Annotated in this window: 20 protein-coding genes; 12 read left to right on the top strand and 8 right to left on the bottom strand. The window is 65.2% G+C overall.

Annotated elements, in window-relative coordinates:
- Positions 1-173: 173 nt before the first annotated feature.
- Genes ACOQPD_RS08480 through ACOQPD_RS08490 form a run of 3 tightly spaced genes read left to right on the top strand, consistent with a single transcriptional unit; the run spans position 174 to position 2,903 of the window.
- The gene (locus ACOQPD_RS08480; protein ID WP_420611517.1) at positions 174-1,502 is read left to right on the top strand and encodes an aspartate aminotransferase family protein; all 1,329 of its coding nucleotides are present in this window, start codon (positions 174-176) and stop codon (positions 1,500-1,502) included.
- A gap of 50 nt (positions 1,503-1,552) precedes the next feature.
- Positions 1,553-2,557, top strand: coding sequence for a phosphotriesterase family protein (locus tag ACOQPD_RS08485; RefSeq protein WP_420611518.1), 1,005 nt, complete (start codon positions 1,553-1,555; stop codon positions 2,555-2,557).
- A 37-nt stretch (positions 2,558-2,594) separates the two neighbouring features.
- Positions 2,595-2,903, top strand: coding sequence for a putative quinol monooxygenase (locus ACOQPD_RS08490; protein WP_420611519.1), 309 nt, complete (start codon positions 2,595-2,597; stop codon positions 2,901-2,903).
- 20 nt (positions 2,904-2,923) lie between these two features.
- On the opposite strand, the gene ACOQPD_RS08495 is transcribed toward ACOQPD_RS08490, so the two are convergent.
- Positions 2,924-4,306, bottom strand: coding sequence for an NAD(P)H-hydrate dehydratase (locus tag ACOQPD_RS08495; RefSeq protein ID WP_420611520.1), 1,383 nt, complete (start codon positions 4,304-4,306; stop codon positions 2,924-2,926).
- Positions 4,307-4,473: 167 nt separating this feature from the next.
- On the opposite strand from ACOQPD_RS08495, the gene ACOQPD_RS08500 reads away from it, so the two are divergent.
- The 6 genes from ACOQPD_RS08500 (at position 4,474) to ACOQPD_RS08525 (ending at position 9,094) form a co-directional block, all read left to right on the top strand.
- A complete protein-coding gene (locus ACOQPD_RS08500) occupies positions 4,474-4,755 on the top strand; it encodes a putative quinol monooxygenase (RefSeq protein WP_420611521.1) in 282 nt (93 codons plus the stop codon).
- 214 nt (positions 4,756-4,969) lie between these two features.
- Entirely contained in the window at positions 4,970-5,467 is a 498-nt protein-coding gene (locus ACOQPD_RS08505) for a DUF3830 family protein (RefSeq protein WP_420611523.1), read from the top strand.
- Entirely contained in the window at positions 5,464-5,970 is a 507-nt protein-coding gene (locus ACOQPD_RS08510) for a DUF3830 family protein (protein WP_420611524.1), read from the top strand. Before ACOQPD_RS08505 ends, ACOQPD_RS08510 begins: the two co-directional genes overlap by 4 nt.
- 13 nt (positions 5,971-5,983) lie before the next feature.
- Entirely contained in the window at positions 5,984-6,433 is a 450-nt protein-coding gene (locus tag ACOQPD_RS08515; RefSeq protein WP_420611525.1) for a DUF3830 family protein, read from the top strand.
- A 14-nt stretch (positions 6,434-6,447) separates the two neighbouring features.
- A complete protein-coding gene (locus ACOQPD_RS08520; protein WP_420611526.1) occupies positions 6,448-8,037 on the top strand; it encodes an N-acyl-D-amino-acid deacylase family protein in 1,590 nt (529 codons plus the stop codon).
- 7 nt (positions 8,038-8,044) lie between these two features.
- A complete protein-coding gene (locus ACOQPD_RS08525; RefSeq protein WP_420611527.1) occupies positions 8,045-9,094 on the top strand; it encodes an LLM class flavin-dependent oxidoreductase in 1,050 nt (349 codons plus the stop codon).
- Positions 9,095-9,101: 7 nt separating this feature from the next.
- Here the strand turns inward: ACOQPD_RS08525 and ACOQPD_RS08530 are convergent, their stop codons facing one another.
- From ACOQPD_RS08530 to ACOQPD_RS08540, 3 genes are read right to left on the bottom strand one after another with little or no spacing between them, the layout of a single operon-like run.
- Positions 9,102-9,881 (bottom strand): ABC transporter ATP-binding protein, encoded by a 780-nt coding sequence (locus ACOQPD_RS08530; protein WP_420611528.1) that lies wholly within the window; start codon positions 9,879-9,881, stop codon positions 9,102-9,104.
- Positions 9,878-10,663, bottom strand: coding sequence for an ABC transporter permease (locus ACOQPD_RS08535; RefSeq protein ID WP_420611529.1), 786 nt, complete (start codon positions 10,661-10,663; stop codon positions 9,878-9,880). The genes ACOQPD_RS08530 and ACOQPD_RS08535 overlap by 4 nt, the downstream gene beginning before the upstream one ends.
- A 12-nt stretch (positions 10,664-10,675) precedes the next feature.
- Entirely contained in the window at positions 10,676-11,851 is a 1,176-nt protein-coding gene (locus tag ACOQPD_RS08540) for an ABC transporter substrate-binding protein (RefSeq protein ID WP_420611530.1), read from the bottom strand.
- A 261-nt stretch (positions 11,852-12,112) separates the two neighbouring features.
- Here ACOQPD_RS08540 and ACOQPD_RS08545 point away from each other — a divergent pair, with 261 nt between their 5' ends.
- Entirely contained in the window at positions 12,113-12,526 is a 414-nt protein-coding gene (locus tag ACOQPD_RS08545; protein ID WP_420611531.1) for a molybdopterin cofactor-binding domain-containing protein, read from the top strand.
- A 266-nt stretch (positions 12,527-12,792) separates the two neighbouring features.
- On the opposite strand, the gene ACOQPD_RS08550 is transcribed toward ACOQPD_RS08545, so the two are convergent.
- From ACOQPD_RS08550 to ACOQPD_RS08565, 4 genes are read right to left on the bottom strand one after another with little or no spacing between them, the layout of a single operon-like run.
- Entirely contained in the window at positions 12,793-13,203 is a 411-nt protein-coding gene (locus tag ACOQPD_RS08550) for a type II toxin-antitoxin system VapC family toxin (protein ID WP_420611532.1), read from the bottom strand.
- Positions 13,200-13,460 (bottom strand): hypothetical protein, encoded by a 261-nt coding sequence (locus ACOQPD_RS08555; RefSeq protein ID WP_420611533.1) that lies wholly within the window; start codon positions 13,458-13,460, stop codon positions 13,200-13,202. Before ACOQPD_RS08555 ends, ACOQPD_RS08550 begins: the two co-directional genes overlap by 4 nt.
- A gap of 37 nt (positions 13,461-13,497) precedes the next feature.
- Positions 13,498-14,796 carry an enolase C-terminal domain-like protein gene (locus tag ACOQPD_RS08560; RefSeq protein WP_420611534.1) on the bottom strand — a complete coding sequence of 433 codons (1,299 nt, stop codon included), beginning with the start codon at positions 14,794-14,796 and terminating at the stop codon, positions 13,498-13,500.
- Between the two features lie 11 nt (positions 14,797-14,807).
- Complete coding sequence (locus ACOQPD_RS08565; protein WP_420611535.1) at positions 14,808-15,227, bottom strand: SDR family NAD(P)-dependent oxidoreductase; 420 nt, start codon at positions 15,225-15,227, stop codon at positions 14,808-14,810.
- 144 nt (positions 15,228-15,371) lie between these two features.
- On the opposite strand from ACOQPD_RS08565, the gene ACOQPD_RS08570 reads away from it, so the two are divergent.
- Both ACOQPD_RS08570 and ACOQPD_RS08575 read left to right on the top strand, forming a co-directional pair.
- Entirely contained in the window at positions 15,372-15,623 is a 252-nt protein-coding gene (locus ACOQPD_RS08570; protein ID WP_420611536.1) for a hypothetical protein, read from the top strand.
- Complete coding sequence (locus ACOQPD_RS08575) at positions 15,620-16,000, top strand: hypothetical protein (RefSeq protein ID WP_420611537.1); 381 nt, start codon at positions 15,620-15,622, stop codon at positions 15,998-16,000. The genes ACOQPD_RS08570 and ACOQPD_RS08575 overlap by 4 nt, the downstream gene beginning before the upstream one ends.
- The last annotated feature ends 51 nt before the right edge of the window (positions 16,001-16,051 follow it).

The following is a 16,051-nucleotide window of genomic DNA, read 5'->3' on the forward strand; positions in this document are numbered from 1 at the left end:
ACGAAGACGTACCCGCAGGGTACGTTGAGGAGGCAGGACGCAGCCACAGGCGTCGATGGCGGTCCAGATCACGCCGCCCGCAACACAGACCGACCACGATCAACTAGGCCGACCCATCAGGGGTAGCATCCGGCGGGATTCGGGTGCCGGCACCGGTTCGGGAGGTGCGATAGATGCAAGACGAGATGGTCAGGCTTGACTTCGAGCAGTCGCGGCGCCTCCTTGAGAGCTCCAAGAAGGTGATACCCGGGGGGGTGAACAGCAACGTCCGCATGGGGGAACAGCCCCATCCCATCTTCTTCGAGTCGGCTGAGGGCCCTTACCTGTTCGATGCGGACGGGAACCGGTTGATCGACTATGTCATGGGCCAGGGCCCCATGCTCCTCGGGCACCGGCCCGATTTCGTTCTCGAAGCGGTCGAGCACCAGCTTTCACAAGGCATCCTGTACGGAGGGCAGCACGAACTCGAGGTCGAAGCGGCGCGCCTCATCACCAGAATGGTGCCCTCCGCCGAGATGGTGCGCTTCAACATGACCGGCACCGAGGCGGTCCAGGCCGCGCTGCGGATCGCCAGGGCCAGTACCGGTCGCCACCTGGTGGTCAAGTTCGAGGGGCACTATCACGGCTGGGCCGACAGCGTGCTCTTCAACGTGGGCAGCGGGTCGGTTCCCGGCGCGGAAGGGCTGGGGATGGCGGCCGTGCCCGAGTCGGCGGGCATGGCGCCGGAGGCAGGGTCGTCCCTGACCGTGGCGCCGTGGAACGACGCGGACGCTCTGGACGAGGTATTGGCCTCGGTGGGCGACTCGGTGGCAGCGGTCATCATGGAACCGGTCATGGCCAACAGCGGGGTGATCGAGCCGGCGCCCGGCTACCTGGAGGCGGTGCGGGACCTGTGTGACCGTCACGGGATCGTGCTCATCTTCGACGAGGTCATCACAGGCTTCCGGGCCGGCCTGGGTGGCGCCCAGGGCCGCTACGGCGTGACCCCCGACCTCACCACCATGGGGAAGGCCCTCGCGTCGGGCTTCCCGGTCGGCTGCGTGACAGGCCGGCGGGAGATCATGGAGATCGTCAGCACGGGAACCGTCACCCACGCCGGCACCTTCAACGCCTCCCCCATCAGCATGGCCGCCGCCCGAGCAGCCCTCGAACACCTCTACCTGGGCGGTAGCGAGCTCTACGACATGCTGGAAGAGCGAGGCCACCGCCTCATGCAGGGGCTCCGCGGGGTGATAGACAGCCATGGCGCGCCGTGCCTGGTCCAGGGTCTTCCCACCGTCTTCAACCTGATGTTCACCGACATGGGCGCGGTGAGGGACCACCGCGAGGTCCTCATGACGGACAAGGCCCGGCGGGCGGCCTTCCAATCGCATCTGGCGGCAGCCGGTGTGCGTATCTCGGGACTCGGAAACCTGTTCCTGTCCAGTGCCCACACCGAGGAGGTGATCGACAGCACGGTGGAGCGCTTCGATCGCGCCCTTCGCTCCTTCCTGTCCGGGTGACACCCGGCGGAGGGGGCTCGGCTCCGCCCGAACAGGCCCGGGTCCGGACGGTGCTGGGGGAGATCCCGGTCGCCGAACTCGGCACTACCCTGGTCCACGAGCACCTGCTGGTCGACATCCGTTGCAACTGGCGCCCGCACGACGATCCCGCCATCGCCTTCCGGCCGGTATCTACGGAACGCCTGGGCCGCATCCGCGCCAACCCGTTCGCATGCCGGGACAACCTGGTGGTGGATGAGCCACACATCCTGGCCGAGGAACTCAAGCGCTACCGCGAAGCCGGCGGCGACTCGATCGTCGACGCCACCCCGCCCGGCCTGGGACGCGATGCCCGTGTCCTGGAATGGCTGGCGACCGAATCGGGGGTCAACATCATCGCCGGATGCGGCTTCTACGTCGAGGCCACCCATCCGGCCCGCCTGCACCAGTGGTCGGTGGAGGATATCGCCGCGGAGATGATCCGGGACCTCACGGGCGGAATGGACGGGACGGGCATCAAGGCCGGGGTGATCGGCGAGTTGGGCGTCACCCGGTACCCGATGGGATCGGCCGAACGCAAGGTGTTCCGGGCCGCCGCTCTGGCCCAGCAGCAGGTGGGCTGCGCCATCATCGCTCACTCGGCCGCCGGGGCCGACTCACCGCTGGAAGTGATCGAAGTGCTGTCGGACGCCGGCGCCGACATGGGCAAGGTGGTCCAGAGCCACCTCGACGACCGGTTCCGCTCGGATCTCGACCGGTACCGCCGTGCCCGGAGCCTGGGCGCCCGCTTCGGCTTCGACACCTTTGGCCGCGAGCTCTACTACTCGATGCGCAAGGCGTGGCTCGCGTCCGACGAGGAACGCATAGATGCCGTACTCATGCTGATCGATGCCGGTATGGCCGACCGCGTCTTCCCCGCCCAGGACATCTGTTTCAAGCACGAGCTGGCCACCTACGGCGGCCACGGCTATGACCACTTCCTCCGGCACATCGTCCCCCGCCTCCTAGCTCGGGGGGTTTCCGATGCGGACCTGGACACCCTCCTGCGGAAGAACCCGGCCCGCCTGCTGGCCTGACCCGCCGACGGCAACCGCGGCTAGTACAGTCCCGAGCATGAGCGATACCACTGACAGCGACATTCTGAGCGTCGTGGCGTGGGTGCGGGCCGAGCCCGGCGGCGAGGACACCGTCCGGGAGGCGCTGGCAGGCTTCGTCGCACCCACCCTCAAGGAGGAGGGCTGCATCGGCTACCAGCTGCACGGTGTCAACGACGACCCCGGCCTCTTCTACTTCGTCGAGTACTGGCGGAGCGAGGAAGACCTGGAACGCCATATCGCCTCGCCCCACATCCGGGACGGTGGCGCCGCGGTGAGGCACCTGATCCGGGAGCACGGCGAGATGAGGATGACCCGGATCGCCTGAGCGACCCGCCAACCGACAGTTCAGCGGCGGGTGGTGATGGCCACCTGCTCGACCAGGAGATCGGCGGTGACGGTACGCCGGGCGGCCAACTCGGATGCCGCGCGACCGTGCCAGTAGGCGGCCGACCGGGCCGTCTCCGCGCCGTCCCCTCCTCCGGCTGCCCAGAACGCTCCGATCATCCCCGCCAGCACGTCGCCCGTGCCGATGGTGGCGAGCTCGGGACCGCCCGAGTTGACCAGCCACCGTTCTGCGCCGATGACGAATGTCGGAGCGCCCTTCAGCAACACGGTGGCGCCCGTCTCTGCGGCCAATCGGGCCGCCTCCTGGTAGGTGGCCGCCCGTCCGGACAGGCGTTGGAACTCTCCCGCGTGCGGGGTGATGACGGTGTCTCCCTGGCGGGCCAGTTCTCCCGGATCGCCGAGGGCGTTCAGGGCGTCGGCGTCGGCTACCACCGGCCCCCGCCAACCCTGAAGAAGCCCGGTAACGAAGGGTCCCAGATCGGGAGACGATCCGAGGCCGGGCCCGAGAATCACCAGATCGAAGCGTTGCGCGAGTTCCACCACCTGGGAGAGGTCGGCCACAGATAGCGAGCGGCCCGATCCGATCGTCCGGGTCATGATCTCGGGGGCCCGGACCTTCTCCTCGACCGTGGGCGGACAGGCGATCATCACGGCCCCGGCGCCGGCGCGCAGCGCCGACCGGGCGGTCAGGGTGGCGGCCCCGTCCAGACCGTCCGAGCCGCCCACCACCAACACCGAACCGGCTGACCACTTGTGTGCGGTACGGGACCGAACGGGGAGGAGGGCGTCGCTTTCCTCGCACAGCCGGAGCTCCGGCGCCACATCCGGCAGGCCTATGTCGGCCACCACCACATCGCCGCACCGGTCGGGTCCGGAACCGATCAGGTGCCCCACCCGGTAGCCGTGGAAGGTAACCGTGGCCCGGGCGCAGGGCGTACCTCCGGCCGCCTCTCCGGTGGTGGCATCCAGCCCGGAGGGCACGTCGACTGCCAGCCAGGGCACGCCGGCTCCCCCACCGGGGCCGGGCTGCGTCCACGCCGATAGGTCGGGGGGCTCGCCCCGGAAGCCCGCGCCGAACAGGGCGTCGATCACCAAGTCGGCGGGCCTGGTGTCCGACCAGTTCCGAGAGCGCGCTCCTTCCCGCCGGGCCAGGTCGCGAGCCCATGTCGCCGGATCGGTGCGCGGCTCGGCCAGCGGGTAGACGTCCACCGCTATCCCCCGCCCCGCCAGATGCCGGGCGGCGACATAGCCGTCACCCCCGTTGTTGCCGGGACCGGCCAGCACCGCCACCCTCGATCCGTAACCGGCCCCCATGGCGACCGCCTGCAAAGCGACCGCCAGGCCGGCCCGGTCCAGCAGGGTACGCGGGTCCGCGGTCGCCATAGCATCCTGGCGCCGGGACTGTTCAGCCGTGAGAACCGGAGTCATCAAGCAGAACTGTATCGCCTGCCAACCCGGACGGGGAGTGTCCCGGTGCGGCGTAATATCCGAGGCGTCCCGGCGATCCTCGTTCGTGAGGACAGAATTACCTGCAGAGGGAAGGAAACGGCATGACCATTGTCCTGGCGACCTACACGACGGCACCCGGCAAGGACGGCGAAGTTGCGGACCTGCTCAGGAGCTATACGGCTCTGGTACTGGAGGAGCCGGGGTGCCTCGCGTTCGAGGTCTACAGGAGCGTGGACGACCGGCGCCGGTTCCTGCTTCTGGAGAAGTACGTCGACCGGGCCGCGTTCGCCGCGCACCAGGCGACCGAGCACTTCACAGAGGTGGCGGTCAAGAAGATCCGCCCGCTGCTGGACGACCGCAGCGTCGAGATAGTGGACGCATAGGCCGGAGGCTTCCGGTCCGGGCCGGATATCCCCCTGGCGGCGGGGTAGAGACCGGACCCGGGAAAGGGGCAGATCAGGAACGCCGAGCGCGCCCAAATCCCACGACATCGCGCCTCCTCTACTGCTGAGGCTGCTTGCTTGACGGGTCTACAAGATCCCCCTTAGGATCATTCGGGAGGTCCGGTCCCACGACAGTACGAGGCATCACATTCGCATGTCTGACCAATCACAGGGTTTGCCGGCCTCTCCTCGTCGCATCAGGATCTCGCTCCCGGGTTCGGGCGCCGCCGCTATCGCCGATCTCTTGGATGATGATTGTCCCGATACCTGCTCGGCCTTGTGGGACCTCCTCCCGCTCCGTCTCAAGGCAACCCATGACATATGGTCGGGACACTTGATACGCTGCCATTTGGACGGTGATCCCTATCTCGACCCGGAGAACGTTCTCACCTATATTCCCGTCCCGGGCGATGTCTTCTATTACTACAGACCGGCTCGCTACTACCGGGGCACACCGTACGGCAGGCTGGAATCCGCCGAAATAGGGATAGTGTACGACCACGACACGAGGCCACAGGGTCCGAGGGGACCTGAAGCAGTGAACCTGTTTGCCGAGATATCCTCCGGTCTGGCAGAACTTCGCGAGGCGTGTGAGGGGATGATATATACAGGCCAGAGAGAATTGGTCATCGAAAGAATGGACTATCTTTGAGAAGGCTTGTCTTCGAACTGGAGGGAATACAGGCGATAGCCGAGATGCACGACGATATCGTGCCCGAAACGTGCGATGCCGTGTGGGAGATCCTCCCGGTGGAGGGCATGTCGATCCATGCGAACTGGGCGAGTCGCGAGATCATGTTGCATCTTCAAGGCGACAAGATTCTCAGACTTCCGCCTGAGGGACCGTCCAGCCACGGGGTGGTCGCACCAGGAGACATCGTCTATTTCTGGCGGGCGCCTCAGATGTCTCGAGGAAAGCAGCTCGCTTACAGTTCGGAGTTCGAGCGGGAGCTTTCGGAATTCGCCATCTTCTATGGCGAGCCGTCCGGCTTGGGTTTAGCGGCAAGTGACCCGGCCCGGGAGGCGGACCCGACTCTTCAAGTCACGACGCTGTTCGCGACCTTCATCGACCTCCCTGCGGACTTCATGAACAAGTGTGAGGAAATCCGCCATAGGGGACTCAAACGGCTGGTTGTGAAGCGATGCGAGGAATGACAGGCGGGGCAGGATGACACGGGTTCGCATAGCACTCGGAGCGGCTGAAGCCTTCGCCGACCTGGACGAGGTTGCTGCCCCGAGAACAACCGCTTGGCTACGAGAACTGCTCCCGATAAGGAACCGGGCCATTCACAGCATGGAGAGCGGCAGGGAAGTGTATACCTTGCTTGACACTCAGGGGCCGATCCCGGAAGAGAACCAAACCATCTACCAGTGTGTAGGAGATCTGTTCGTCTACCACAAACCGGCGATATTCGTAGAACCGGTATGGCCGAGGCATGCCCGCACCTTTCTCGTAATCGGGTTCATATACGAGCGAGACAGCGCGATCAGGGGCATGAGCGGACCGCTGGCCACCAACATCGTCGGCAGGATCACCCAGGGTATGAATGCGCTGGCTCACGAAGCTCCCCGCATGCGGAAGGAAGGCTTCGGCGAGATCGCGATAAGCGTGCTCTGAGCCGGTCGATCTGGATGCTGGATCTGGTCATCAGCGGCGGCCGGGTAGCCGACGGTTCCGGGGGGCCGCTCTACACGGCGGACATCGGAGTCGCCGGTGAGCGGATAGTCCGAGTGGGGAAGATCGAGAGCGACGAAGGCCGGGCGCGCATCGAGGCCACCGGACTGATCGTGGCTCCCGGCTTTGTCGACGTGCATACCCACTCGGACATCACCATCCTGGTCGACCCGAGGGCCGAGAGCGCGGTCCGCCAGGGTGTGACCACCCAAGCCTTCCCGAACTGCGGGATGGGTCTGGCTCCCGCCGTCGGGGATGCGCAGGCGGACATTGCCGAGCGGGTGGGACGGTTCGGTATCGAGGTCGACTGGAAGACAGTGGGCGAGTACTTCGATCGGGTCCGATCCGTGGATCCTGCCGTCAATGTCGTCCCGCTGGTTGCCCAAGGCACGGTCCGGATGGCCGTCATGGGGTTCAGCCGGGCCGAGCCGACCCCCACCCAGTTGGAGGCCATGAGGGACCACGTCCGTGAGGCCATGCGGAGCGGAGCTCGGGGAATGTGCTCGGGTCTCAGGTACGTTCCCGGCGGATATGCAACGCGGGGGGAGTTGATAGAGCTTGCCCGGATCGTCAGCGAATACGGAGGCGTATACGCCAGCCACATCCGGAGCGAGGGTGACAACGGCGACTGGTTCGACGCTATCGACGAGGCCCTGGCGATCGGACAGGGTGCCCGGGTACGGGTCCAGATCTCCCATTTGAAGGCGCTCGGAGCCGATGTGTGGGGTAAGAGCGGAAGGGCGCTCGCGGCAATCGAGAAGGCCCGTGAACAGGGTGTCGACGTCTTGGGTGACCAGTACCCGTACGACGCCACCAGCAGCACCCTGTTCGTCCTGTTCCCCCAGTGGTGCCAGGAGGGCGGCGTCGAGGCCTTCCTGTTGAGAACGGCCGATGCCGCGCTGAGGGCGGACATCGAGAGTTCCTTCTCCACCTCGCTGGCGTTGCGGGGCGGCGGGGACCGGATGGCGGTCTCCGAATACGGGCCCGACCCCCTGCTGGAGGGGAAGACCCTCGCCCGCATAGCCGAGGAGCGCCGAGAAGACATCTTCGAGACTGCTGTGAGCATGCTCGAGGCGTCGAACGGGCGGGTGAGCATGGTGTTCCACACGCTCGAGCGGGACGACATCGAGAGAATCTTCACGAACCCTCTGGTGATGGTGGCGAGTGACGGGTCGGCTGTCGCCCCCGATGGCAAGCTGGCCGCCGACTACTACCCCCATCCCCGGAATTACGGATGCTTCCCGAAGGTACTGGGGGACTTCGTCCGCGTTCGGAAGCTGTTGCCGGTCGAAGAAGCGGTGCGGAAGATGACCTCTCTGCCCGCCGAGCACTTCGGGCTCGAGCAGCGAGGCCGCATCCGCCCCGGATGGTATGCGGACCTGACCATCTTCGACCCCGGTACCGTGGTCGATCAGGCGACTTTCGAGAATCCTCGGGAGTTCCCCGGGGGTATCCCATACGTGATCGTCAACGGGCGGCTGGTCGTCGAGCAGGGCAGCCACACCGGGAACCGGCCCGGCAAAGTGCTTGCTGCAGGTGAGGGATAGAAGTCCGATGGTCTCTTTCGGTGTGGGAATGGCCCCGGTCGAGCCACTCGAGAAGATCGCGTCGGTGGCCAGGATGGCCGAGGAACTCGGGTTCGACAGTTTCGTGCATGCCGACCAGAGGTTCGCGGGCGAGAAGGACGTCTTCGTGACCCTTGCCGCCGACGCGATGGCTACCAACCGGATCAACATCGGGCCGTGCGTGGCCGACCCGTACACCCGGATCCCGGCGATGACCGCGCTGGCTGTAGCGACCCTCGACGAACTATCCGGAGGCCGGGCCCTCCTGACCCTCGGAGCAGGAGGGTCGGGCTTCCCGCAGCTGCACCTCGAGCGTCGCCGAGTGAATCAGGCACTGCGCGAGACCATCATCATGATCCGGTCGCTCTTCAGCGGGGAGACCGTCGATTTTCACGGCAGCATCTTCAATCTGTCGGACGCACGCCTGAACATCGACGTTAGGCCGGACATCCCGATACTCGTCGCCACCCGGAGTCCGAAGAACCTGGAGCTCGCAGGCGAGTTGGCGGACGGCGCGGTGATCGCCGCCTACGTGTCGAGAGAACAGCTCGAGTACGCGATCGGGCTGGTCCGGCGCGGCGCCCGCAGGGCCGGGCGGAGCCTCGAGGACATCCGGCTGGTGTCCTGGGCCTACACCTCGATCTCGGACGACGGTCGGCAGGCGGTGGAGAACGTGCGGCCTTTCGTAACCCAGGCCCTCATCAATACCTCTCCGGATACCTACACCACGATCTTCGACGGGTTCGCCGAAGAACTGCCGGGTTTTCTCAACCGGTGCCGGGAGTTGGGAGGTGAGGGACTCGAGACCGCATACAGGGACCGGGAATTCCTGACGGACGAGGTCATCAAGCGGTTCTCGGTAGCCGGGACCGCCGATGACTGCATCAGGAAGATCCGGGAGATCACCTCGATGGGGATCGACGAGATCTGGCTGAGATGCTTCTCCGCACCACGGTCCGAGGGGGAGCACGAGAAGGTGATCGTGCCCTTCGCGAAGCAGGTGTTGCCGCACTTCGGGGTTGGTGGTAACGCTTCCTGATCGCCGCTCACTCCGATGGGCGGACGTTCCCGACATGCATCTCGAGCAACTTCTCGCGCACCGTTTTGGCCGTGGCGAAGAAGTCGATGCTGGTCCGCATGGACGGATTCCGGACAGGGGGCAGATCCACCGGCACCTCGGCCACGATCGAACCCGGCCTCGGTGACATCACGAGGATGCGGTGGGATAGGAACACAGCCTCCTCGATGTCGTGGGTGACCAGCATCGCGGTCGCGCCCAGGTCCCTGATCATCGTGCCCAGTTCGTGCTGGAGGGCTTCCTTGGTCAACTCGTCCACTCCGGTGAACGGCTCGTCCATCAACACGATCGACGGCCCATGAACGAAGGCTCGCGCTAGCGAGACCCGCCGCTGCATCCCACCCGACAGTTCGATCGGGTAGGAGTTCTCGAAACCTTTCATCCCGATCATCCTGATGAGATCGTCCACGTTGTCCGTTGACCCTCCGTCCTTGACGACCTCCAGCGGAAGCTTGATGTTGTCGTACACCGTCCTCCACTGCATCAGGCTCGACTCCTGGAAGACGTACCCGACCACGAAGCGACCGTCCGAGCGTTCCCGCTCGATCCTCCCCTCGGTCGGACTGTCCACTCCGGCTATCAACCTGAGCAGCGTGCTCTTGCCGCAGCCGCTGGGTCCGACGATGGCGAGGGTCTCCCCTCTACGAACCTCGAACGAGACGTCGGCCACCGCATCCACATCCTCGCCCTTGGCTGTCGAGTAGCGCTTGCTCACCCCCTCCATCGTTACGACGCGCGCCGAGGTCATACGCGTTCGTACCAAGGCATCAGGCGTCGCCCGAGAAACACCACGCCTCCGTAGAGCGCCAAGCCGAGGAAGGTGAGTATCACGAAGGCTCCGAAGGCGGCAGTGGTGTTGAACGTGTACTGGGAGTTCAGGATCAGGAACCCGAGTCCCTCGTTCGAACTGACGAACTCCGCGACGATCGCCCCCACCAGCGCTCCGGATACGGCGATCCGCAACCCGTCGAAGAAGTACGGCAGGGAGTTGGGGAGGCGCACCTTGTAGAACACTGTCACGTTTCCGGCCCCCAGGGAGTTGAGAAGGTAGATCAGGTTCCTGTCCACGGAACTCAAGCCCGTACTCACGTTGATGACGATCGGGAAGAATGTCAGGATCACGATCAGGATGACTCGTGACGTATTGGTAAAGCCGAGCATTACGTAGAGAATCGGAGCGATCGCCACCTTGGGCAGTACCTGGAGCGCAACCACGTAGGGCATCACGATCCGGCTGAGCAGGTCCGACAGGGTTATCAGCACCGCCAGCAGGAAGCCGAATGCCACCCCGATGGCGAACCCCGAGAGGGCCTCACGAAGGGTCACCAGAGTGTGGTCCATCCATCGAATGTCCCCGGTGAAATAGACCTGGAGTACCTGCGACGGGGGTGGGAACAGAAACCTCGGAATCTCGAGTATGTCGACCAGTACTTCCCAGAGAGCCAGACCGAGAACGAATGAAAGGATGGAAAGGCCGCGACCCGTCAGCGAGGACAGGTCGCGGCCGACCTTCGTGCTACTCCGAACCAACCTCCAGGCTCCTTATGGCTCGCTTACGAACTCGTTCGTGTACAGGGTCGTCGGGTCGAAGTCCATCTCTATCTCGAACAGCTGCCGCAGCGACGGGAGGGTTTCAGCGATGAGGTCAGGTTCGAACCACCCCAGTGCGAGCGGATCCATACCGGCGGCTTCCTCGGGGTCGATCCCGTACTGGGCCTCCAGAGCCACCTTCCACTCCGCGAGCGTCTGCTCGAAGTCGCGGCCGTCGTTGATGGTGATGAAGTCCGTGACGCACTCTTCCGCGTTGACGGCGCAGAAATGCAGCGAGCGGGTCGTGACTTCGGCGATGGCCCTGGCCACGTCGGGGTGCTCGTCCAGCAGGCGTTTCTGGATCACCACCCCGGTCATCGGCGCCGCGATGCCGTACTCGGCGAACAGGAAGGCTCCGATGGTGTCGCCCTGCTCGGGAGCGACGATCGAGAGGCTGGCGATCGCCCTGGCAAAGGCAACGATCGCATCTACCTGCCCCGCGAGCAACGCCGGATTCAGTGCACCGAACCCGATGTTCTGGATGGTGACGTCGTCCTTCGAGATTCCCTGGGTATCCAGGAACACATCGAGGTACAGGGCCGACAGGCTACCCTGCGGAACGGCGATCGTCTTCCCGAGGAGATCAGCCGGAGTGCTGATCCCCTTCCCCTCCAGGAACATGAGAGCAACGGGATTGCGCATGGCGCCGGCCGATATGGCGATCAGCGGGGGCGCATCCGGGTTGTTGTCAGCTATCAGCATCTCATCCAGGATGCTGCCCTGGGTGTAGGCGAATCCGCCCCTATCGGCTGCCACGGCCAGAACAGCCTGGGATGTTCCGTCCAGCGCCACTACCTCGATGTTGATGTTCTCCGATTCGAAGAAACCTTGCGCCTGGGCCGCGTAATCCTGCGGCGCGCTGCTGGTGACGCCCCCTACGTACAAAGTGACCGTGACCGGTTCCATCGGCTCCTCGGCTTGGGTAGTCGCGGTCGTTGTGGTCGGAGCAGCGGTGGTAGTGGTTGCTTCGTCTGCCGGCGCCTCGGTGGCAGGTGGCGCAGCCGTAGTCTGCGGCGCCGCTGTGGTCTGGGGAGCAGCAGCCGTCGTGCCGGCCTCCTCCTCCTCCGACCCGCACGCGGACACCACCAGCAGCGCAGCAAGCAGGAGCGCCAGTGAGGTTCGTCTCATCTCTTTTCCTTTCGCCGGGTTCAGAAGACCTGGGATCCGAGTGGTCGCGAACCGGCCAGGGTCTCTACGCCAGGCTACTTGGCGGTGCGCGAAATCGCTGGTGAGAGGGGTAAAATCCTTGGTCTGGGGGTGAGTCCTCGCTGGGATCGGTAATGAACCGGTCCCCGGTTGGAGGCCTCGATGCCGGATGTACGTCGGTTCGTCCGCGCCTTCCGGTGTGCGCGTGTCGGGAGCGTTGGTTGATTCGGCTGTCGGCTGGAGGTGGAGGGGGAGACCGGGAAGGTGATGATCCTCGACTTCGTGTCGGTCGACGACTACGGGGTGGGGATCAACCCGGGGATCGTGGACGGCCAGATCCATGGCGGGATCGCCCAGGGAATCGGGCAGGCTCTGTACGAGCAGGTCAGCCACGACGAGTGCGGCCAGGTTCCTTCGGCCAGCTTCGCCGCCTACCTGCTCCCCTCCGCGATGGGAGGTCCCGCGACTGACCTTGGACAACATGGTCTCGCCTTCGGACACCCCTCTGGGAGTGCGAGGGGTCGGGGGGTCGGGCACCCTCGCCTCGCCGCCCGCCATCGCCAACGCGGTAGCCGACGCTCTGGCTCCCTTCGGAGTCCGGATCGACCGGACCCGCTCCGCCCCGACGTGGTGTGGGAGTTGTTACACCCCGAATAGTCGTCTATTTCCGATCTGGAGCGCCGCTGCTTTCAACACGGCCTGATCCTGCCGGCGTTCACCAACGCGATGGAGATACACCGCCGGTGACCATCACCCGGAGCGACGCCGACGAGGCGCTGGACATCTTCGACCGCGCCCTGGCCGGCATCGAAGCGGGCCGGTTCGACCACGCCAAGCTGCCCGGCTTCTGAGGCATGTTGACACTTCCGAGGCTGTCGAAGGCTTGCGCAATGCGGCCGCATGCTCCTCGTGCCGCCCACCTGTCACATCAGAACGTCGAAGGCCCGGCGGCCGCGGCCATATCGAAAGACAGCGAAGTCTCTGTCGAAGGTGATGACCCGTGAGATCCCGAGCCGCTGCATGAGCGAGAAGGAGGTGCGATCCACTAGGGAGAAATCCTGGTCGGGGAAGCTCTCTCCCATGGCCCAGGCCGCTTCGAGATCGGCAACCGTCGTCTGCTCGATAGATGCGACACCTCTTCGCAGGCCGTCCCAGAAGCGTTCTGCTGCGTGGGCCGAGATGAAATGGTGGATGAGACGCCAGGTCTCGACCAACACGTGGTCGCTTGTTACGAGGGGTTCGTCGGTTGCAAGCAATTGCTTGGCGCGCGGGTTATGGCGATCGCCATGATCAGCCGCGGCGTACCAGGCCGAACTGTCTACGAAGATGCTCACGGACCGCCAGGACGGAAGCGCATCGCCGCGGCGGTCGCCTCGGCCACCATACGATGCTTGTCCGACGCGATGTCGGCACGTCCCGAGGCACCGAGATCGAAGACGATGGAGACGGGCGCCTCCCTGGACAACCCGGCCAGATCCTGATCGACCAGCCTTCGCATGTATTCGGCAAACGAGACGCCCAATGCCGCGGCCCGGGCCTTGGCGCGTGCGTGGTGCTCTGCATGCAACGTGATCTGGGTACGTACCATCATTATGGCGCCACAATAACATGGCCACCTGAGGAAGCGATCAACACCAGGCCGGACCCGTCGGGTAGCGGAACTCTTCGAGAGACGCACGCCGGATCTGGGAACTGAACCCGGGCCGGCTGGGTGCGACATAGGACCCGTCGACGACCACCACCGGATCCACGAAGTGTTCGTGCAGGTGATCGACGAACTCGATGGACCGTCCCTCGACCTCGGCGCCGATCGCGACGAAGTCGAGCATCGCCAGGTGCTGGACCAGCTCGCACAGTCCCACCCCTCCCGCGTGCGGGACGACCGGCACGCCGAACTTGGCGGCCAGCAGGAGGTTGGCGATGTTCTCGTTCACCCCGGCCACCCGGGTGGCGTCGATCTGCATGATGTCGATAGCCTCGGCTTGGAGAAACTGCTTGAACATGACCCGGTTCTGGACCGCTTCGCCCGTGGCGACCTTTACGGGGGCAACGGCGCGCCTGATGGCGGCGTGGCCGAGGATGTCGTCCGGGCTGGTGGGTTCCTCGATCCAGTAGGGAGAGTGCGACGCCAGCTCTCCCATCCACTCGATGGCCTCCCCCACGTCCCATTTCTGGTTCGCGTCCACGGCGATCAGCACGTCTGGACCCACTGCCTCCCGGGCCAGCCGCAGGCGCCGCCGGTCGTCTTCGACAGAACCACCGACCTTGAGCTTGATGAGCGTGAAGCCGTCGTCAACCGCCTCACGGCACAGGCGTACCAGCTTGGAGTCCGAGTAGCCCAGCCACCCCGGACTCGTTGCGTAGGCCGGATACCCGTGCTCCAGCAAGAGGCGCTCCCTCGCCGCCTTGCCCGGCTCGGTACGACGCAACATCTCGACCGCCTCTTCCTCGGTCAGCGCTTCCGACAGGTACTGGTAGTCGACCATCGCCGCCAGTTGCTCCGGCGAAAGATCGGCCAGGTACTTCCACAGGGGTTTGCCTGCCACCTTGGCGGCGAGATCCCAAACGGCGGTGAGGATGGCCGCGGCGGCCATGTGGACCACGCCCTTTTCGGGACCGAGCCAGCGCATCTGGGAATCCTGGGTGAGGAGGCGGGAGAAGGACCGCGAGTCGGCCACGATCTCCTCTAGGTCGAGACCGACCACCAGCGGGCCGAGAGCTTCGAGCGCAGCCACCGCGATCTCGTTCCCCCTGCCGAGGGTGAAGCAGAACCCGTGGCCCTCGACACCATCATCGGCATCAGTGTGGAGGATCACGTACGCGGCCGAATAGTCCGGATCGGTGTGGACCGCATCCGACCCGTCGAGTTCGAGAGACGTGGGAAACCTGATGTCGAAGGTCTCGGCGGAGGTGATCCTTCTACCCACTCAGAGCCTCTTCACGACCAGCGCCGGTCAGTGACCGCCTGGGAGATCTGGAACGTGCCGACCACGTTGACCGAGACCGTGTCGGCGAAGTCGTGCGAGGGCATCTGCGCGAAGTAGTAATTCGAGTGGATGCAGGCATTGTTGACCAGGATGTCCACCCGGCAGCCTCGCCCCTCCGCAGCATCGACCAGCGCCTCCACGCTGTCCCGGTCAGCGATATCCACGCTATGCGCGATCGCGTCGTACCCCAGTCGCCGCAACCGCTTCGCTGATTGCTCGGCGCCCTCGCTGTTCCTGTCGGCCACGAACACCGTCGCGCCCGCCTTGCCGAGGCGGCGGGAGATGGCCGCGCCGAATCCCCGGGCCGCCCCGGTGACGATGGCGCATTTCCCCTCAAGGCTCACCAACTCGCCGATACCGGGCAGTGCCACCTCTCCATCCTTCGGTCGTATCTCTGGCTGCCCGACTCTACCGGCTCGCGAACACACCCTCCGATGACACAGCCCTGGGTGGGTATGTTGACTCGCATATGATGATATGCTATCTATATGCGAACACGAAGGATCACCATAACGGTGGCCGAGGATCTAATCGAAGAGGCTAAGGCAGCGGTCGGAGACGGTCAGGCCCGATCGGTGAGCGAGTGGGTGGCCGGCGCCATGGCGCATCGGCGAGCCCGTGACCGGCGTCTCGCCGTGCTCGAAGAATTGATCCGGGACTACGAGGCTGCCCACGGGACTATAACCACTGAGGAGATAGCCGAACAGTCTCAGCGGGACAGGGACGCCGCCGCCGTGTCACGGATCGCAGCCCGCCGAGCCGGATGAGCGTCGTCCTCGACGCGGGTGCCTTCCTGGCGCTCGAGCGCAACGATCGAGCGATGTGGCGCCGCCTCAAAGGCGCCATGCTGTCCGGGCACCCGCCGCTGACCCACGGTGGTGTGGTCGCTCAGGTATGGCGGGGCGGTACCGGTCGCCAAGCCCAGCTCGCTCGAGCGCTCCAGGCAGTCGAGACCGTGCCGCTCGACGAGGATCTCGGCCGCAAAGCCGGCGTGCTGCTCGGCCGTTCCGGGCTGAACGACGCGGTTGATGCGGCATTGGCGGCAATGGCCGCTCACGGTGACCGGATCGTCACTACCGACCCCGACGACCTCGCCTCTCTTGTTGCCGCTGCCGGCCGGCGGGTCGACGTCATCCCGACCTGAGCCGAGTCCGATCCCGCCGGATCAACCGGAGCGAGTCCCCGGTCAGGAACC

This window comes from Candidatus Spongiisocius sp., assembly GCF_965221825.1.
Taxonomy (GTDB): domain Bacteria; phylum Actinomycetota; class Acidimicrobiia; order Spongiisociales; family Spongiisociaceae; genus Spongiisocius.